This is a genomic window from Neisseria oralis (genome assembly GCF_045062685.1).
GTDB lineage: Bacteria > Pseudomonadota > Gammaproteobacteria > Burkholderiales > Neisseriaceae > Neisseria > Neisseria oralis.
The window spans coordinates 334150-353163 of sequence record NZ_JBJGEB010000001.1; the positions used below are offsets into that span (position 1 = coordinate 334150).

The window sequence follows — 19014 nt, forward strand, 5'->3', positions numbered from 1 at the left end:
CGTTCCATTCAGGAAAACAACATGAAAAAAATTTCGTTTATCAGCGCAGTGAGCATCGGTTTACTCAGCATCAGCCTGGCGGCGGCATCGCCCTCCGACGCGGTCGGACAAATCCGCCAGAACGCCACACAGGTCCTGTCGATTCTGAAAGGCGGCGATACCGACGGTGCGCGCCGCAAAGCAGAAGCCTACGCGCTGCCCTACTTCGACTTCCAGCGTATGACCGCGCTGGCGGTGGGCAATCCGTGGCGGCAGGCGACCGACATGCAGAAGCAGGCGCTGACCCGCGAGTTCCAAACCCTGCTCATCCGTACCTATTCCGGTACGATGCTCCAGTTTAAAAACGCCAAGGTAAACGTCAAAGACAACCCTGTCGTCAATAAAGGCGGCAAAGAAATCGTCGTCCGCGTCGAAGTCAGCAATTCGGGTGAAAAACCGGTCAATATGGATTTTTCCACATACCAGAGCGGCAGCCGCTACCGCGTGTACAACGTGGCGGTGGAAGGCGCGAGCTTGGTAACGGTTTACCGCGGACAATTTAACGAAACCGTCAAAAACAAAGGCATCGACGGCCTGATTGACGAGTTGAAAACCAAAAACAGCGGCAAAGCAAGCAAGTCATGAATTCAGAAACACGCGACGGCACCCTCTATCTCAGCGGCGACATAACGGTCAAGACCGTTACCACCTCCGCTTTTGCCGGATTCGGGCGGCAATGCCGTCTGAAAGACATCCGTATTCTTGATTTGGCCGAAGTCGGCCGTGCCGACTCTGCCTGCGTATCGCTGCTGCTGACCGCCCTGCGCGCCAACGGTTCACTGGAAATCCGCAACCTGCCTCAGTCCGTACAGGCATTGGCCGAACTTTACGAAATCAGAGAATGGGTACACTCATGAAGAAAACCGCCGCAACCCTGCTTTCACTCACGCTGCTCTCCGCCCTGCCCGCTTCGGCGGCGGAACGCAACAGCGCCGACCCGTATGAACCGTACAACCGCTTTGTTTTCAACATCAACGACAAAGCCGACCACTATGTACTTGCCCCTGTCGCCCGCGGTTACCGCAAGGTTACGCCGAAACCGGTGCGCGCGGGCGTCAGCAATTTTTTCAACAACCTGCGCGACGTCGTCAGCTTCGGCAGCAACGTCCTGCGGCTGGACGCCAAACGTGCCAGCGAGGATTTCGTGCGCGTCGGCATCAACACTACCTTCGGCTTGGGCGGACTGATTGACGTCGCCGGTGCCGGCGGCATCCCGAACAACAAAAATACGCTGGGCGACACCCTTGCCTCGTGGGGCTGGAAAAACAGCAACTATTTCGTCGTTCCCCTGCTCGGACCTTCCACCGTGCGCGACACGACAGGTTCCATCGTCACCACCGTCTACCCCGTTAAAAATGCCGTGTTCCATACTTCGGTCGGACGCTGGGGCACTACCAGTCTCAATGCCGTCAACAACCGTGAAGGGCTGCTCAACCTGACCGACAGCCTCGAAGGTGCGGCCCTCGACAAATACAGCTACACCCGCGACCTCTACATGCGTATGCGCGCACGGCAGACCGGCGGCACCTTGCCGCAAACTCCCGATGACGACATCGACATTGACGAACTGGTAGACAGCGGCAAGCCGGACAACCTTTCCCCCGCCGAAACCGCCGACACGCCCCAAACTGCTTCCGCACCCGTTACCGAAGAGTGGGTCCGCATCCGCCCCGAAGGCGGCAGCAATGCGGGGCAGGTGCAGTAACGCAGCCCGTATTTAAATATTCAGAGGCCGTCTGAAAAAATTTCAGACGGCCTCTGCCTTATTCTCCGCCCGCGCCGGTCAAAACGGCGATGAAGCCCGCGTTTTACTTTGACGGCGGAGAAGCCAGCCAGTATCCTGTTATTCCGACTTCACGACAAATACGATTGGAGAAACCATGTTCGCCGACAAACAAACCGTTTTAGACGCCTTCAACTTCCGCCATGCCTGCAAAAGCTATGATGCGTCCAAAAAAATCAGTGCTGAGGATTTCGACTTCATTCTGGAGTCCGCCCGCCTGTCGCCCAGTTCGTTCGGATTGGAGCCGTGGCGTTTTCTGGTGATACAGAATCCCGAACTGCGCGGCGAAATCCGCGACATCTCCTGGGGAGCGAGCAAAATCATGGATTGCAGCCATTTCGTCATCCTGCTAGCGCGCACGCAGCAGGCCATGCAGGCCGACTACCAGCGCAGAATCTGGGGCGGCGTACACCATATACCGCCTGAAACCATCGAAATCATGGAAAAATTCTTTAAGAATTTCAGCGAACGCGATTTCGCCATTACCGAAAACCCGCGCACCTTCCACGATTGGGCATGCAAGCAGACTTATATCGCACTGGCCAACATGATGACCGCCGCCGCCCTCATCGGCATTGATTCCACGCCGGTGGAAGGCTTCCAACTCGACAAAGCCAACAGCCTGCTGGCCGAAAAAGGACTGATGGACCCTGACGAATACCGCATCAGCGTCATGGTGGCGTTCGGCTACCGCGCCCGCGAACCGAAACGCGCCAAAACCCGTCAGGCTGCGGCGGACATCATCCAGTGGGTCGAATAGGTTTTTGACCCGTTACCTGCCAAAGGCCGTCTGAAACCCGCCCCCCTATTTTTCAGACGGCCTCTCCGAATGTGCAAATATAGCGTTTCCTCGGTCTTTGCTATATCATTCCCCTACCTGAATCGAAGGAAAACACCATGTACGAAGTCAACCGCAGCGTCTTCCTGCTCATTCCGCTCGAACCCTTTTGGAACTGGCTGCAATCCCTGCCCGGCAACCACCTCGACGGCCTGACCCTCGAAGATATCCAGGCCGACGCCAATTCCTACCTCGTGCGTCCGTGCGAAACCGCCGACGAAGTTTGGGACGAAATCGAAACCCGTTTCGAAGACATTTTCGCCGCCGAACTCGCCGACTGGTGCGAAGACGAACGCGAATGGCCGGATTTGGACGCCGACATTTTCAACGAATGGTTCGACATCCAGCTTTCCACCGTCATCACCGACCTCGAACACGAACCGCTGGCGCGCGAAGCCTTCCAGCCCATCAACCTGAACTGATGAACGTCCGCGTCCGCAACTACCACCTCGACGGCTACGGCCACGTCAACAACGCGCGCTATCTCGAATTTCTCGAAGAAGCGCGCTGGACGTTTTTTGAGCAACACGGTTTGCTGTCCGCACTCAAAGGCATCATGCTCGTCGTCGCGCGTGCCGACATCCGCTACCGCCGCCCCGCCGTCGAAGGCAACGAATTGCGCTTCGAAGGCCGTCTGAAAGAAATGACCTCGCGCCATATCGTGCTGACCCAAACCATCATCCTGCCCAACGGCAAAAACGCCGTCGAAGCCGAAATCACAATGATGGCCGTCAACGCCGCCAACGGGCGCAGCATCAGCATTCCCGCCCCCCTGTCAACCGCCTTGAAAACCATCGCCGCCGAATGAAAAAACTGCTTTCCCTAGCCGCCGTCGCCGTCATCGGTACGCTGCTCGCCCTCGTACTCATTCCCGAAAACAAAACCGCCCCCGCCTTCTCCCTGACCGACCTGCAAGGCAAAACCGTGTCCGACGCCGACTTGCGGGGCAAAGTAAGCTTTATCAATTTCTGGTTTCCGTCCTGCCCCGGCTGCGTCAGCGAAATGCCCAAAGTCATCAAAATGGCCAAAGACTATCGGGGCAAAGACTTCCAAGTCCTCGGCATCGCCCAGCCGATAGACCCGCCTGAAAGCGTGAACCAATACGTCCGCGAATACGGCCTGCCTTTCACCGTCATGTTCGACGGCAAAAAAACCGCCGCCCAAGCCTTCGGCACACAGGTTTACCCGACCTCGTTCCTCATCAACAAAAAAGGCGAAATCCTGAAAACCTTTGTCGGCGAACCCGATTTCGCCGCGCTCTATCAGGAAATCGACAAAGAATTGGCGAAATAAGGCAAGAGGCCGTCTGAAACGCGTTTTCAGACGGCCTCACAAACCAATACCGATGCCGTTGTCCGCCATCCTTAAAAATGGAAGGAACGGCTTGATTATCCGGCAAAATCCGAAAGCAGCAGCCCCGAAACCCCAACCCAACGCTTATCCCGTATAATAAACCGAATAGTCCCGTTTCAGGAGCAACACCTTCCGTCCAAACGGCTCCGGCAGACAACGGGCCGACAGGCCGTCTGAAACCGGCAACAGATTCCCGAAATTTAAGAGAACACCATGAAATTCATCGACGAAGCAAAAATCGAAGTTGCCGCAGGCAAAGGCGGTAATGGCGCAACCAGTTTCCGCCGCGAAAAATTCGTACCGCGCGGCGGTCCCGACGGCGGCGACGGCGGCAAAGGCGGCAGCGTCTGGGCAGAAGCCGACGAAAACACCAACACCCTCGTCGAATACCGCTTCGTCAAACGCTACCAAGCCAAAAACGGCGAAAAAGGCCACGGCTCCGACCGCTACGGCGCAGGGGCGGACGACATCGTCCTCAAAATGCCCGTTGGTACCCTTATCCGCGACCTCGACACCGACGAAATCGTCGCCGACCTCACCCACCACGGCCAGCGCGTCTGCCTCGCCAAGGGCGGCAAAGGCGGCTTGGGCAACATCCACTTCAAATCGTCCGTCAACCGCGCGCCCAAACAATCCACGCCCGGCGAAGAAGGCGAAACCCGTTCCCTGCAACTTGAGCTTAAAGTTCTCGCCGATGTCGGCTTATTAGGCATGCCCAACGCCGGTAAATCCACCCTGATTACCGCCGTATCCGCCGCACGCCCCAAAATCGCCAACTACCCCTTCACCACCCTGCACCCGAATTTAGGCGTCGTGCGCATCGACGAAAACCACAGCTTCGTCATGGCAGACATTCCCGGCCTGATTGAAGGCGCGGCAGAAGGCGCAGGCCTCGGCCATCGCTTCCTCAAACACTTATCGCGCACCGGCCTGCTGCTGCACGTTGTCGATTTAGCCCCCTTCGACGAAGCCGTCAACCCCGCCGAAGAAACCCTCGCCATCATCAACGAATTGCGCAAATACGATGAAGAACTTTACGGCAAACCGCGCTGGCTGGTGCTGAACAAACTCGACATGCTCGACGAAGAAGAAGCCCAAGCACGCACCGCCGCCTTCCTCGAAGCCATCGGCTGGGATTACCCCAAACCGGACGACCGCTTCCAATTCGACATGGAAACCCCGCGCCTCTTCCAAATCAGCGCGCTGACCCACCAAGGTACGCAGGAATTGGTACACCAAATCAACCAATACCTAACCGAAAAAAAACGCATCGAAGCCGAAGCAGAAGCCGCCGAAAAAGCCCAAGCCGCCCAAGTTGCCGCACAGCCGCAAACCGATACTTCGGTGCTGAAAGCGGAGTGAATGCAAATTGAGGCCGTCTGAAAAGGTTTCAGACGGCCTAATCCGCGCCATAATGGAGTAACATGATTACCCAAGAGCAAATCCAACGCCTCAAACGCAAACAAGACACGCTGCAAAGCCTCTACCGCGCATGGATGGCCGAAAAGCGCAAATACACATCGGTGTATGTCGGCGATGAAAACGGCAATATCGTCGAACTTCGGCCGGATGGCACGGAAAAGATCGTCGGCCATGTAGAGCGTTAAACCTAAAGCGTTTTTTTTACTGCAGTGCAAATAGGGTATGAAAATTTACTAAACATTATCTTATAGCCCATTATTAAGGGAGCAATTATTATGACTATAAAATTTCGTGGAACTCTCGACAACCTTAAACAACATCTATCAAAGAATGGATTCAATCCAATCAAAGAAGAGATAGATGGCAGTAATAAAATTTGTTTAAGATTCCAAGATGGATCAATAATAAATTTTTGGCCTAGTACAGGAACTATTAATATTCAGGGGAAACCAAATGAGGCATTAAGCAAAATGATTAATGAATTATGTGATTCAAATACTTCTTCAATATCCTCTATATCACAAGCAAAAACTCATCAGCTACAAACAATAGAAAAAATTGTTCCTGCTACAGTTGAAACGAAAGGCAAAGTATTTGTGGTTCATGGGCATGATGAAATGGCTCGTGAACAGTTAGAGTTGGTTTTACATAAACTTGGTATTGAACATTTCGTTTTGCAAAATACTGGGGGTAATGGTCTAACTATTATTGAGGCTTTGGAGCAGCAAATTGGGACAGCTCCTACAGAAGTAAAATTTGGGATAGTTTTACTTACTCCAGATGATATGGGATATGCAATTAAATCACCTGATAAAGTGCAGCCACGAGCAAGGCAAAATGTTGTACTTGAAATGGGAATGCTACTTTCTTCTATAGGAAGAAAGCATGTTGCTATTCTAAAAAAAGGGGATTTAGAAGTCCCGTCAGATGCTAATGGCATTTTATATATTGGTTTCGATAATCATGTTAGAGAAACTGTTTCTCGTTTAGTGGAGAGGCTAACGGAATCTGGATTTAAAATTAATCCAGAAAATATTATAAAAGCGTCATCTTGAAAATTATTCTTACCAAAGTTATAAAAATGCTAAACCTCTACAACACCCTCACCCGCCAAAAAGAACCCTTCGCCCCCATCGACCCTAAAAACGTGCGTATGTACGTTTGCGGTATGACTGTTTACGACTACTGCCATTTAGGCCATGCCCGCGTGATGGTTGTATTCGACATGATTGCCCGTTGGCTGCGCGAGTGCGGTTATCCGCTTACTTATGTGCGTAATATCACCGACATCGACGACAAAATCATTGCCCGTGCGGCTGAGAACGGCGAAACCATCGGTGAACTGACTGCGCGTTTCATTCAGGCTATGCACGAAGATGCCGATGCTCTGGGCGTATTGCGTCCCGACATCGAGCCGAAGGCGACGGAAAACATCCCGCAAATGATTGCCATGATTGAGACCCTGATTCAAAACGGCAAGGCATATCCTGCCGCCAACGGCGACGTTTATTACGCCGTGCGCGAGTTTGCCGCTTACGGACAATTGTCGGGCAAATCGTTGGACGACCTGCGCGCAGGCGAGCGTGTGGAAGTGGATGGTTTCAAACGCGATCCGCTTGATTTTGTGTTGTGGAAAGCGGCCAAAGCAGGCGAGCCGGCATGGGAAAGCCCGTGGGGTAATGGTCGTCCGGGCTGGCATATCGAATGCTCTGCCATGAGTGAAAACCTGTTTGGCGATACTTTCGACATTCATGGTGGCGGCGCGGACTTGCAATTCCCGCACCATGAAAACGAAATTGCTCAAAGTGTCGGCGCGACAGGCCATACCTGCGGCCACGACCACGCTCAAACCCACCACGGGCAAAGTATTGCCAGCCACGTCAAATACTGGCTGCACAACGGCTTTATCCGTGTGGACGGCGAAAAAATGTCCAAATCGTTGGGCAACTTCTTCACCATCCGCGAAGTGTTGAAGCAATATGACCCCGAAGTCGTGCGTTTCTTTATCCTGCGTGCCCACTACCGCAGCCCGCTAAACTACTCCGACGCGCATCTGGATGACGCAAAAGGCGCGCTGACACGCCTGTACACCACGCTGAAAAACACCCCTGCCGCCGCGTTCGAATTGTCCGAAAACGCCAATGACTACACCCGCCGCTTCTACGCCGCTATGAATGACGATTTCGGTACGGTCGAAGCCGTTGCCGTGTTATTCGAACTGGCAGGCGAAGTGAACAAAACCAACGACGCACACCTCGCCGGCTGCCTGAAAGCCTTGGGTGGCATTATCGGCTTGCTGCAACGCGACCCAACCGAGTTCTTGCAAGGCGGGGCGGTTTCAGACGGTCTCTCCAGCGAAGAAATCGAAGACTTAATCGCCCGACGCAAACAGGCACGCGCAGATAAAAACTGGGCAGAGTCCGACCGCATCCGCGACCTTCTGAACGAACACAAAATCATCCTGGAAGACAACGCAGGCGGTACAACTTGGCGGCGCGGCTGACAACCGAAACGAAACCGGCAGGCCGCCCTGCCGCCGTTGCGGTATTTCCCACATCCGCTGCTTATCTGTTTGACACACCGAAAGAAAATAACGATAATACGCAGCTTGTCTTGAAGTATAGGCAAAACCCCTATACCCGCTAATCGAAAGGAAACATCATGAAACAAGGTATTCACCCTAATTACCACGAAATCAGCGTTACCTGCTCCTGCGGTAACAAATTCACCACCAAATCGGCTATGGAAAAAGAAAACTTCACCATCGAGGTTTGTTCTTTGTGCCACCCGTTCTACACCGGCACCCAGAAAATCGTCGACACCACCGGTCGCGTGGACAAATTCAACAACAAATTCGGCAACCTGTTCAAACGCGGTTAACCGGCTGCCAAAAAAGACTGCTCAGGCAGTCTTTTTTATTGCCCGTTTTTCAGACGGCCTGCATCGGCAGGCCACCGCTTCTTACAGAATTTAAAGCAGCTTGCGTTTATAATTTGATAAACTTCCGTCGTCCATACTCACACGCAGATTACGTTTTACTATGCTTACTTACACTCCGCCGGATTCCCGCAAACCCGCCAAGACTTACGAAAAGCCCTGGCTGCTGCTTCTGATGGTGTTCGCATGGCTGTGGCCGGGCGTGTTTTCGCACGACTTGTGGAATCCCGCCGAACCGGTCGTGTTTACCGCACTCGAAGCCTTGCGGCACGGCGCATCGCCGCTGATTGCCGACGTGTTGGGACAGGCGGACTTTAAAATTCCGCCGGTCTATCTCTGGACGGCCGCCGCGTTTCAAAACCTGCTTTCGCCCTGGGCCGCCGACGCCTATTCCGCCGCACGTTTCGCCAGCGTGTTTTTTACCGCTGCCGGTCTTGCCTGCTGCGGTTTCGCCGGATTCAATCTTCTGGGCAGGCATCACGGCCGCAGCGTGGTGCTGATTCTAGCCGGTTGCGTCGGCCTGCTCTCGATGGCGCACTTTCTCAGCGGCCTGTCGGTTACCTTTGCCGCGCTGTCCATGATTCTGTGCGGCTTTTCACTGGCACATAAAAAAGTGATTACCGGTGCGTTGCTGCTGGGCGGCGGCTGGGCGCTGCTGTCGCTGTCGGCAGGCTTCCTGCTGACCGCCGTGCTGGTGCTGACGGCGCTATTACTGCCGCTGCATCCGCAATGGCGCTTCAAACGCTATGCCCTGACACTGGTCGGCGCATTCGCCGTCGGCCTGCCGCTGATGGTGGTTTACCCCTTTTTGCTGCACCGCCTGCAACCCGCCGCATTCGATTTGTGGCTGAATACCCGTTCACTCGGCGCATTCGGCGGTCTGGCGGATTTTCAGATGGCCTTCAACCTGCCCTACTATTTGAAAAACCTGATTTGGTTCGCCTTCCCCGCCTGGCCACTGATGGCTTGGACCTACACCCGCATACGCATTGGCGCGCAACGCTGGAGCGTATTGGGTACGGCATGGATTGGCGCCGCCGCCGTCCTGCTCGCCGCCAATCCCGAAACCTACCAAGACCACCTCGTGTGGCTGCTGCCGCCGATGGCGCTGCTCGGCGCGGCGCAGCTCGACGGGCTGAGGCGCGGCGCGGCGGCGTTTATCAACTGGTTCGGCATCATGACCTTCGGCTTCTTAGCCGTGTTCCTATGGATAGGTTTCTTCGCCATGAATTACGGCTGGCCCGCCAAGCTCGCCGAACGCGCCGCCTATTTCAGCCCGTATTATGTTCCCGACATCGACCCCGCTCCGATGGCGGTGGCGTTGTTGTTCACCCCGCTGTGGCTGTGGGCGATTACCCGTAAAAACATCCGCGGCCGCCAAGCCGTTACCAACTGGGCGGCGGGCGTTACCTTGGCGTGGGCGTTGCTGATGACGCTGTTCCTGCCTTGGCTGGATGCCGCCAAAAGCCACGCGCCCGTTGTTCACCAAATGGAAGCCGCCCTTGCTCCCGAACTGAAACAGCGGTTTTCAGACGGCCTCGAATGTATCAGCGTCGCCGCCGCCGACCACCGCGCCCGCATCGCCTGGACACAATACGGCAGCCTGAAACTGAATGTCGATGACACCGCCTGCCGCTACCGCCTGGTGCAGCAGCCGAAAAACACCGCCTCCCCGCAAGGCTGGACGCAAATCTGGCAGGGTGCACGGCCGAGAAACAAGGTGGAAGGTTTCGCACTGTTGGAAAAAGCGGAGTAAGCAAACCGGCTTTTCATAAAGTAAAAAGCCGCCTGAGTCTTATTTCAGACAGCCGTAAAACTTTTCTTCTTCCTCATTCTAAAATCTTCGTAGATAGATCTGTTCCTGCTCTTTAATACTTCATTTGAAAGAGAAAGACGTTTCTAAGAAAATGGAAGCAACCATCATTTTCAGATGAATTCAAGCTTATATCCATAATAAGCATTCATTTTCTTTTCACAAGACAAAATCCCTTGAAAGAACTGCCCCTTGCCTTTTCCTTTATAATCCATCCATCTATTTTTCACTTATTTCAAGCAGGTTCACCATGTCCAGACCCACTCTCCTCCTCGTTGACGGCTCTTCTTATCTCTACCGTGCTTATCACGCGATGGCGCAGTTGTCCGCGCCTGACGGTGCGCCGACGGGTGCGCTTTATGGCGTGTTGAACATGTTGCGCCGGCTGCGGGCGGATTATGTGCACGATTATTGCGCGGTGGCGTTTGATGCGAAGGGCAAGAATTTCCGCCACGAGATGTTCCCCGACTACAAGGCGACGCGCCCGCCGATGCCGGACGATTTGCGCCCGCAGGCGGAAGCTTTGCCGGATTTGGTGCGGCTGATGGGCTGGCCGGTGCTGGTGATTCCGCAAGTGGAAGCGGACGACGTTATCGGTACGCTGGCGGCGATGGCCGGCGAAGCGGGTTGGAACGTGGTGGTGTCCACCGGCGATAAGGACATGGCGCAGCTGGTGAATGAGCGCGTTACGCTGGTGAACACGATGAGCGGCGAAACGCTGGACATTGAAGGCGTGAAGGAGAAATTCGGCGTGCGCCCCGACCAAATCCGCGATTATCTCGCGCTGATGGGCGACAAGGTGGACAATGTGCCGGGCGTGGAGAAGTGCGGCCCGAAAACGGCGGTGAAGTGGCTGGAAGCCTACGGTTCGCTGGCAGGCGTAATAGAACACGCTGCGGAAATCAAGGGTAAGGTCGGCGAAAACTTGCAAGCCGCGCTATCCCAACTGCCGCTGTCGTATGATTTGGTGACGATTAAAACCGATGTGGACTTGCACACAGAGCTTTCAGACGGCCTCGAAAGCCTGCGCCGCACTTCGCCGAAATGGTCGCAGCTTGCGGTCGATTTCAAACGCTGGGGCTTCCGCACTTGGCTGAAAGAAGCGGAAAGCCGTATGCACGAAGCGGCAGACGGCGATTTGTTCGGCAGCGATACGATAGGCGAACAGGCTGCGTTGGACATGGAAACGTCGTCTGAAAAAATCATAGAACATGCCCCCGCGCCCGAAAAGCTGGATTATCAAGCCGTTACCACCGAAGCGCAGTTTGCCGCCTTGTTGGACAAACTGTCTCAGGCAGATAAAATCGGCATCGATACGGAAACCACCTCCCTAGACGCGATGAACGCCTCGCTGGTCGGCATCAGCATCGCGTTCCAAGCTGGCGAGGCGGTTTACATCCCCGTAGGACACAGCCTGACCGCCGCGCCCGAACAGCTTGATTTGCAGGACGTATTAGGTCGTCTGAAACCGCATTTGGAAAACCCCGCCCTGAAAAAAATCGGGCAAAACCTCAAATACGACCAACACGTTTTCGCCAACTACGGCATCGCCCTGAACGGCATTGCCGGCGACGCCATGCTCGCTTCCTACATCATCGAGAGCCATCTCGGACACGGCTTGGACGAATTGTCCGAACGCTGGCTCGGCTTGGAAACCATTACCTACGAATCGCTGTGCGGCAAAGGCGCGAAGCAAATCGGTTTTGCCGACGTCGCTATCGAGCAGGCGACCGAATACGCCGCCCAAGACGCCGATTTCGCCCTGCGCCTCGACGCGCACCTGCGCGCGCAAATGGACGCCAAACAGCTTGAAATGTATGAAAAAATGGAGCTTCCCGTCGCGCAGGTATTGTTTGAAATGGAACGCAACGGCGTGCAAATCGACCGCGCCGAACTCGCCCGCCAAAGCGCAGAACTCGGTGCCGAGCTGATGAAGCTCGAACAAGAAGCCTACGCCGCCGCAGGCCAGCCGTTCAACCTCAACTCGCCCAAACAGCTGCAAGAAATCCTGTTCGACAAAATGGGCATCCCCACCAAAGGCCTGAAAAAAACCGCCAAAGGCGGCATTTCCACCAACGAAGCCGTGCTCGAACAGCTCGCGCCCGACTACCCCCTGCCAAAAATCATCCTGCAAAACCGCAGCCTGGCGAAACTCAAATCTACCTACACCGACAAACTGCCCGAAATGATTTCCCCCAAAGACGGCCGCGTGCACACCACCTACGCCCAAGCCGTCGCCATTACCGGCCGCCTCGCCAGCAACAACCCCAACCTGCAAAACATCCCCATCCGCACCGCCGAAGGCCGCCGCGTACGCCGCGCCTTCACCGCACCGCAAGGCAGCGTCATCGTTTCCGCCGACTATTCCCAAATCGAGCTGCGCATCATGGCACACCTCTCCGGCGACAAAACCCTCATCGCCGCGTTCCAAAACGGCGAAGACGTACACCGCCGCACCGCCGCCGAAGTATTCGGCATCGCCCCCGAAAACGTCTCGCCCGAACAACGCCGCTACGCGAAAACCATCAACTTCGGCCTCATTTACGGCATGGGACAATACGGCCTCGCCAAATCGCTGGGCATAGACAACCTGTCCGCCAAAACCTTCATCGACCGCTACTTCGCCCGCTACCCCGGCGTCGCCGAATACATGCAGCGCACCAAAGAACAAGCCGCCGCCCAAGGCTTCGTCGAAACCCTGTTCGGCCGCCGCCTCTACCTGCCCGACATCCATAACAAAAACGCCAACGCCCGCGCCGGAGCAGAACGCGCCGCCATCAACGCCCCCATGCAGGGCACCGCCTCCGACCTCATCAAACGCGCCATGATAGACGTATCCCGCTGGCTGGTTTCAGACGACCTGAAGAGCAAGCTGATTATGCAGGTGCATGACGAACTGGTGTTGGAAGTGCCCAAGACCGAACTGGATTTGGTCAAAGAAAAACTGCCGCAGATTATGGCGAAAGTGGACGAAGGGATGTTGGAAGTACCGCTGGTGGCAGAGGTTGGTGTGGGGATGAATTGGGAAGAGGCACATTGATAATTATATGAATGAAATGCCGCCTGAAAATTTTTCAGACGGCATTTCATTCAAAATATAATTTAAAATATACTAAAATTTATTGTTGTATCACTAGTCTCTAGTGTCTCAACATCTAGTTCTAATATTAATAATTGACTATGATCATCAGACTGATTCATATTTTCTTTCCAATATCCATCGCTTCCCAAACAATAACTTTCCTTTTTGTCTAAAATAAATTCTTGTTTACAAATTTCTCCAATTGACTTCTTTGTACGAAATGATTGGGTAACATAGTGTTCCAATCCAGATATAACATGCGGTTCCGTCAACCATTTCCATTCGTTATTTGTTTTACAACCAAATCTACAATCACCAAGATTAAAACTTTGTGTTTGGAAATTTCCCTTATCAACTATCAATATATGTAGAGATGCCATTTGATTTGGCAATTTGTTTGGTATTCCTACTGCTTTAACGTATGACTCCTTAGCATGTTTTAATATGCCTAAAATATTTCGATTTTCTGAATTTATTTTTTTTGCAATGAACTCCAAAATATATTTAATAAAATTTTGGGATTCAATTTCTTCTTTTGCATCTCCAATTATAAAAACATAGTAATTGGAATAATTGCAAAAAACACCATAATCGCTATTATATTTCCTATCTTTCCCCTGACAACTTCTCCAAATCACTTTCATTATAATTCCAATATATTGATAATCTTATCTTCTACACGTGGGTATTCGTCTAGTTTATATAAAAAGAAAGCTTCATTCTTTAATATCTTAAATTGCTCTTGAATAAATTCTATAACCTTATTATCTTTAAATTTAGATTTAAACTCAAAAAGTTCTTCATAAATTTGGGGTCGTCCATTTATTACAATCAAAATATCCTCAATATCTTTACTTTCAAGAATGTCTCCATTACCTCGATTGTTGTAAGCTTCAAATTTAGTTGCTAAAAAATAAATTGGGTGAATCAATTTAATTATAAAGTCATCTAATTGATAATTTTCAGCTGTTTCAAAAGCTATTGGATACCATTTATTTTCAAAACCTAAAATAGCGTTTGTTGGCATTAGATCTATTAAAATATTCTCTAATTTCATTCTGCATATTGGTCCTTCCTCATCTTCTAAGCCAAGCTCTTTAAATCCGCAACTTTTTAATTCTTCTTGAAAGTGTCTGTATTCACAATGTGTTAATACAGAAATAATCAAGTCTACGTCTTCTGTACTGCGAATATCTTCTTGACTTACATCATCTACAAATAAACAAGTTGTACAGCCTCCTACAAAAACAATTTTTTCTCTTAATGAAGGTGTTAACTTCGATACTACTTTTTTCAGCATATCAAAATGCAATTTACTTGCCGTATTCATCATTTTCCCATAAAAATATCTTTTAATTGCTCAAATGCTACTTGCTTTTCCCTAGGTGCATTGAGCCTAATTGAATCTACCAGCACTAATAATTCATATAGCAGGGGGTCTTTTACCGCAGCATATGGGACTGTCTTATATAGTGGTTCAATAGCATCCCCTACTACTGTACCATTAGCATCTTCCCACACCATCGGAAGTTTTCTGCCTGATACGATGTTCTCATACAAAAAAGGTGATGAATATGAAATAGGTATTCCTCTAACATTACCTATTTTTTTTATAGGGAAAAAAAATCTCAATGCAGGAATTACAACATTCAGGAGTTCCTGTGTATTTACATAGGGTATTTTATCTCGAATCAGTAGCAATTTTAAATCAATACATCTTTTTAATGAAAGACTGATTTGAGATTTGCTAATACCTGTACTTTTCTCCAATGACAAAAGCGAATATTTATTCTCATCAAAAAGACTATCAAAATCTATTTTTGAATATAAATTTTCAATCTCTCCATAATATTTATTCAAGTAATATTTGTTATATTTTAATTCTTTATTTTTATAAATAATATTTAAATAATATTGCTTCTTCTGCTGGTCAGTAAAAAATTCTGGCTTCGCCATTTTCTTATTGGCAAGGTCAATTTTCTCGTAGTAGGAAAGACTGAATATTTTTAATAGTAACAGAATATCTTGACTTTTCATGATAAAAACTCCTTGATTTTTTCAAATTATAAAATAAAAATATTTTTTTTCCTAGGAATTGGGAAGTTTTTCAAAAATCTCTTGAGCAAAACTGTTGATAACCTGTGTGTAAATATATTTTTATAAATTAATGAATGAATCGTAGCATCCAACAAAGTTTGCTGATATTGCCACCCATTCCATTTATAGCTGCCATCTCAAAGCCGTCAGATTCGAGAATCCGACCTACCAAACTGATGCTGGAAGTCCCCGAAGCCAAACTGGATTTGGTGAAAGAAAAACTGCCGCAGATTATGGCGAAAGTGAATGAAGGGATGTTGAAAGTGCCGCTGGTGGCTGAGGTTGGTGTGGGAACGAATTGGGAAAAGGCGCATTAATATTTTTAGGTATAATTCTGTCGGTATTTCAATGGGGCGCAAGTACAGATTCAACCTAAACTGCGCCCGCTAAGAATAAAACTACGCCATTTTTCCAGAGGTATACGCTGATGTTTTACATAATCGTTGCAATCAAACTTATCTTGGGCCTATTGGCACTCGTGCTGGTTATTAATCTCACCGGAAAGGGCAATCTTGCGCCTGCTTCGGCCAGCGACCAAGTGCAGAACTATGTACTTGGCGGTATTGTCGGTGGGGTCATCTACAACACCGATATTTCTATTCCCGTATTTATGCTGATTTTGGCTATTTGGTTTGCGGCGGTTTTATCGCTGCGCTGGCTGAAAAAACATAACAATTTGGTTAAGAGATTAGTGGACGGGCGACCTGTGATGTTGATTTCACACGGCAAAATCGATGTGGACGCGGTGCGTAAAGTAGGTATCTCAGCGAATGATTTGTCCTTTAAGCTGCGTATGCAGGGCATTTATGCGGTGAAAGATGTCAAACAGGCCATTCTCGAACAGGACGGGCAGCTCATCATCACATCTTTTGGTGAGGAAAATCCGAAATATCCGTTGATTACCGACGGCAGCATTCAGCCGGCCACACTGGAAATGATTGATAAAGATGAAGATTGGCTACTGGCCGAATTGAAAACTCAGGGAATAACGGATGTTGGCACGGTATTTCTTGCGGAATACGACAGCGGAAAGATTACGGTAACGGAATATGGGCAATAAGGTTTGCAACGGAATTGCTGTTACCCCCTTAATTTTAATAAATACATTTAAAAATATTATCCTCAACTATCATCCTCAAAAATCATGAATTTCGATCTTGAAAACTTCTCCTCATTCTCAGGCTGGGAACGCCTCGCTGAAACCGGTATGGCATTCGGCACCAACCTCGTTGCCGCGCTGGCGATTTTCCTTATCGGTAAATGGATAGCTTCCCGCCTCGTTATTTTGATGAAAGCTGCGCTGACCCGTGCCAAAGTGGACAGAACGCTGGTGAGCTTTCTGGGCAATGTAGCTAATATCGGTCTGTTAATCCTGATTATCATTGCCGCGCTGGGCAAGCTGGGCATCCCGACCACGTCGGTTACCGCCTTAATCGGCGGCGCGGGTTTGGCGGTGGCTTTGTCGCTGAAAGACCAACTGTCGAACTTTGCCGCCGGTGCGCTGATTATCCTGTTTCGTCCGTTTAAGGTTGGTGATTTCATCAAAGTAAACGGCTTCGAAGGCACCGTGAGCGAGATTAAAATGGTGCAGACCGCACTGAGTACGCCCGACAATGAAGAAGTTATCCTGCCCAACAGCGTTGTCATGAGCAACTGTATCGTGAATCGTTCTTCCATGCCGTTGTGCCGCGTGCAGGTGGTGGTCGGCGTCGATTACGGTTGCGATCTGAAAGCCGCTAAAGCCGCCGTCTTGAAAGCCGCCACCGAGCATCCCTTGTGTGTGCAGACCTCAGGCAAAGAGGCAGTAACATATATTACCAACCTGGGCGACAGCGCCATCGAAATCACACTTTGGGCGTGGACGAACGAAGCCGATTTGGGCGCGTTCCGCTTCGGGCTGAACGAGCAGGTAGTGGAAAACCTGCGCGCTGCAAATATCAATATCCCCTTCCCGCAGCGCGATGTGCATATCATCCCGCAGCAGGGGTAAGGGTAAGTTGCAGGCTTTTGTCGGATTCGAGAATCCGACCTACTGAAACCGCGTGCATACCTTAAGGCACGCACGCGGCGGTTGAAATACAAAACACATCCAAGGCCGTCTAAAAATCCCTAAACGTTTTCAGACGGCCTTGTTACATCTGTTGGCATTCCTGCGCGGACGGGTATTTTCTATTTTTCTGAGTAGAGGTAGGTCGGACATGGCTGTCCGACCTACTCTGGCTGATTTCAGGTTTTCAGACGGCCTCTGTCTCCCCTATTCGCTGGACAACGAAGCCCAAACAAGGGCAATTTTGTCCTTCACCCGTCCGGCAGGGAAGGTCAGGACGGTAGGATTTCAGCAATATAAATGCCGCTGACTCCGCCGCCGGACGGGCAAGAGAGCAGGTTACCAGAAACCCCTAGGCCGGGCCGAAATCCGCCCGAACTCAATAAACCGCGCAAATTTAAAAGGCGGGCAAGAATGCCCGCCCTATGATGGGCTTCCAAGCGTGAAAGGCCGTCTGAAATTCCTCTTTGAAAGGACACTCAACCCATCATCCAAACCACCAAATGAACCATGCTCGGACCGAACAGTACCATAAACAGCCCTGCCAATATCATGGTCAGGCTTGCCATCACGCCTTCGGTTTCGTGGCGTTGTCCGGCGCGGGAAGTGCCGAAGCCGTGGGCGGCGTTTCCGAAGGCGACGCCGTTGGCGGTATGGAAACGGATGCGGGTAAACGCTAAAAACAAGTCGCCGAATATCATGCCGACGAAGCCGGTGATGATGGTGAACAGCGACACCAGCGCGGCCGAGCCGTGGATTTCGCCCGCCAATACGACGGCAAACGGTGTGGAAATCGAGCGCGCCATCAGGCTGTTGGTCACTTCGCTGTCGAAGTGGAACATATTGCCCATCAGAAACGCGCTGACGACGCCGACGAACATGCCGACCATAATCGCTATCGACAGGATGGGAAGCTGGCGGCGGATGACTTCGCGGTTTTCATAAATCGGGATGGCGAAGGCGACCGTTACTGGCGTGAGCAGGAAAACGATGCCTTGCGTGTATTTGTGGTAAGTATCGTAGGAAATGCCTAAAAGCAGCATCAGGACGATGGTGCTGACCGAGACGGTAACGACGGGCGAGAAAATCATCAGCGGTTTTTTACGGTAGATTTTTTTCGCCACGAAATAGGCGAAGCAGGTCCAGACGAAGCAGGCAAGTGCAACGTAATCCATTTTTATTCCTTATCAGGCGTGCAGTTTTTTATGCAGGCGGCGTTTCCAGCGGTAGCAGAAATTCAGCGTCAGCGCCGTGCTGATCATCACCAGTGCGGTACCGACGGCGATGGTCAGCACGAGCTGCCAGCCTTCCGACATCAGCAAATCGCGGTACTGCAACACGGATACCATAATCGGGATGAAGAAGAACACCAGTTCGCCCAACACCCATTTGGCACCGCGCTCGACCATGCCGACTTTAATCACGCCGCTGCCCAACAGGGCCAACATTAAAAACAGGCCCAATACGCCCGAAGATACGGGAAGGTGGGTAAAACGCACTACGGCTTCCGATACGGCCCATACCAAGCCGACAATGGCCAGTTGCAAGGCCGTCTGAAAAATTCTGCTGAAAGAATCCATGATGTTTAGTAGTAATCGATATA

22 protein-coding genes are annotated in these 19014 nt (G+C 51.3%); 17 read left to right on the forward strand and 5 right to left on the reverse strand.

Going from position 1 to position 19014, the window contains the following annotated elements; translation table 11 throughout:
- Positions 1-21 precede the first annotated feature (21 nt).
- The 14 genes from ACI43T_RS01635 (at position 22) to polA (ending at position 13225) form a co-directional block, all read left to right on the forward strand.
- Positions 22-624, forward strand: coding sequence for an MlaC/ttg2D family ABC transporter substrate-binding protein (locus ACI43T_RS01635; protein ID WP_308022555.1), 603 nt, complete (start codon positions 22-24; stop codon positions 622-624).
- The gene (locus ACI43T_RS01640; RefSeq protein WP_405385348.1) at positions 621-896 is read left to right on the forward strand and encodes an STAS domain-containing protein; all 276 of its coding nucleotides are present in this window, start codon (positions 621-623) and stop codon (positions 894-896) included. The genes ACI43T_RS01635 and ACI43T_RS01640 overlap by 4 nt, the downstream gene beginning before the upstream one ends.
- The gene (locus ACI43T_RS01645) at positions 893-1744 is read left to right on the forward strand and encodes an MlaA family lipoprotein (RefSeq protein ID WP_405385388.1); all 852 of its coding nucleotides are present in this window, start codon (positions 893-895) and stop codon (positions 1742-1744) included. Before ACI43T_RS01640 ends, ACI43T_RS01645 begins: the two co-directional genes overlap by 4 nt.
- A 175-nt stretch (positions 1745-1919) precedes the next feature.
- Positions 1920-2582: an NAD(P)H-dependent oxidoreductase gene (locus tag ACI43T_RS01650; protein ID WP_293278272.1), complete on the forward strand. Its 663-nt coding sequence runs from the start codon at positions 1920-1922 to the stop codon at positions 2580-2582.
- A gap of 137 nt (positions 2583-2719) precedes the next feature.
- Complete coding sequence (locus ACI43T_RS01655; RefSeq protein ID WP_009174385.1) at positions 2720-3082, forward strand: hypothetical protein; 363 nt, start codon at positions 2720-2722, stop codon at positions 3080-3082.
- On the forward strand, positions 3082-3468 hold the full coding sequence (locus tag ACI43T_RS01660; RefSeq protein WP_293278269.1) for an acyl-CoA thioesterase: 387 nt from the start codon (positions 3082-3084) through the stop codon (positions 3466-3468). Before ACI43T_RS01655 ends, ACI43T_RS01660 begins: the two co-directional genes overlap by 1 nt.
- On the forward strand, positions 3465-3953 hold the full coding sequence (locus tag ACI43T_RS01665; protein WP_405385349.1) for a peroxiredoxin family protein: 489 nt from the start codon (positions 3465-3467) through the stop codon (positions 3951-3953). The genes ACI43T_RS01660 and ACI43T_RS01665 overlap by 4 nt, the downstream gene beginning before the upstream one ends.
- Before the next feature lie 273 nt (positions 3954-4226).
- On the forward strand, positions 4227-5375 hold the full coding sequence (gene obgE, locus ACI43T_RS01670) for a GTPase ObgE (protein ID WP_405385350.1): 1149 nt from the start codon (positions 4227-4229) through the stop codon (positions 5373-5375).
- Positions 5376-5437: 62 nt separating this feature from the next.
- Positions 5438-5620 carry a hypothetical protein gene (locus tag ACI43T_RS01675; RefSeq protein WP_003760384.1) on the forward strand — a complete coding sequence of 61 codons (183 nt, stop codon included), beginning with the start codon at positions 5438-5440 and terminating at the stop codon, positions 5618-5620.
- Between the two features lie 90 nt (positions 5621-5710).
- Entirely contained in the window at positions 5711-6490 is a 780-nt protein-coding gene (locus ACI43T_RS01680) for a TIR domain-containing protein (RefSeq protein ID WP_234396306.1), read from the forward strand.
- Between the two features lie 26 nt (positions 6491-6516).
- Positions 6517-7938, forward strand: coding sequence for a cysteine--tRNA ligase (gene cysS, locus ACI43T_RS01685; RefSeq protein WP_405385351.1), 1422 nt, complete (start codon positions 6517-6519; stop codon positions 7936-7938).
- Between the two features lie 158 nt (positions 7939-8096).
- Positions 8097-8315, forward strand: a complete 219-nt coding sequence (rpmE, locus tag ACI43T_RS01690; RefSeq protein ID WP_009174393.1) for a 50S ribosomal protein L31 — start codon at positions 8097-8099, stop codon at positions 8313-8315.
- A gap of 160 nt (positions 8316-8475) precedes the next feature.
- A complete protein-coding gene (locus ACI43T_RS01695; RefSeq protein WP_405385352.1) occupies positions 8476-10128 on the forward strand; it encodes an ArnT family glycosyltransferase in 1653 nt (550 codons plus the stop codon).
- 307 nt (positions 10129-10435) lie between these two features.
- Entirely contained in the window at positions 10436-13225 is a 2790-nt protein-coding gene (polA, locus tag ACI43T_RS01700) for a DNA polymerase I (protein ID WP_405385353.1), read from the forward strand.
- 62 nt (positions 13226-13287) lie between these two features.
- Here polA and ACI43T_RS01705 read toward each other — a convergent pair whose 3' ends face one another.
- From ACI43T_RS01705 to ACI43T_RS01715, 3 genes are read right to left on the reverse strand one after another with little or no spacing between them, the layout of a single operon-like run.
- Positions 13288-13911, reverse strand: a complete 624-nt coding sequence (locus ACI43T_RS01705; protein ID WP_405385354.1) for a hypothetical protein — start codon at positions 13909-13911, stop codon at positions 13288-13290.
- Positions 13911-14600, reverse strand: coding sequence for a hypothetical protein (locus tag ACI43T_RS01710; protein WP_405385355.1), 690 nt, complete (start codon positions 14598-14600; stop codon positions 13911-13913). The genes ACI43T_RS01705 and ACI43T_RS01710 overlap by 1 nt, the downstream gene beginning before the upstream one ends.
- Entirely contained in the window at positions 14597-15304 is a 708-nt protein-coding gene (locus ACI43T_RS01715) for a hypothetical protein (protein WP_405385356.1), read from the reverse strand. The genes ACI43T_RS01710 and ACI43T_RS01715 overlap by 4 nt, the downstream gene beginning before the upstream one ends.
- Positions 15305-15540: 236 nt before the next feature.
- Between ACI43T_RS01715 and ACI43T_RS01720 the strand changes: the two genes are divergently transcribed.
- The 3 genes from ACI43T_RS01720 to ACI43T_RS01730 all read left to right on the forward strand — a co-directional run bounded on the left by ACI43T_RS01720 (position 15541) and on the right by ACI43T_RS01730 (position 17354).
- The gene (locus ACI43T_RS01720; RefSeq protein WP_405385391.1) at positions 15541-15681 is read left to right on the forward strand and encodes a hypothetical protein; all 141 of its coding nucleotides are present in this window, start codon (positions 15541-15543) and stop codon (positions 15679-15681) included.
- Between the two features lie 110 nt (positions 15682-15791).
- Positions 15792-16424: a DUF421 domain-containing protein gene (locus tag ACI43T_RS01725; RefSeq protein WP_405385357.1), complete on the forward strand. Its 633-nt coding sequence runs from the start codon at positions 15792-15794 to the stop codon at positions 16422-16424.
- Positions 16425-16508: 84 nt separating this feature from the next.
- Positions 16509-17354: a mechanosensitive ion channel family protein gene (locus tag ACI43T_RS01730; protein WP_405385358.1), complete on the forward strand. Its 846-nt coding sequence runs from the start codon at positions 16509-16511 to the stop codon at positions 17352-17354.
- A 536-nt stretch (positions 17355-17890) separates the two neighbouring features.
- Here the strand turns inward: ACI43T_RS01730 and ACI43T_RS01735 are convergent.
- A complete protein-coding gene (locus ACI43T_RS01735; RefSeq protein ID WP_405385359.1) occupies positions 17891-18586 on the reverse strand; it encodes an LrgB family protein in 696 nt (231 codons plus the stop codon).
- Between the two features lie 12 nt (positions 18587-18598).
- Positions 18599-18991 carry a CidA/LrgA family protein gene (locus ACI43T_RS01740; RefSeq protein WP_293278241.1) on the reverse strand — a complete coding sequence of 131 codons (393 nt, stop codon included), beginning with the start codon at positions 18989-18991 and terminating at the stop codon, positions 18599-18601.
- Between the last annotated feature and the right edge of the window lie 23 nt (positions 18992-19014).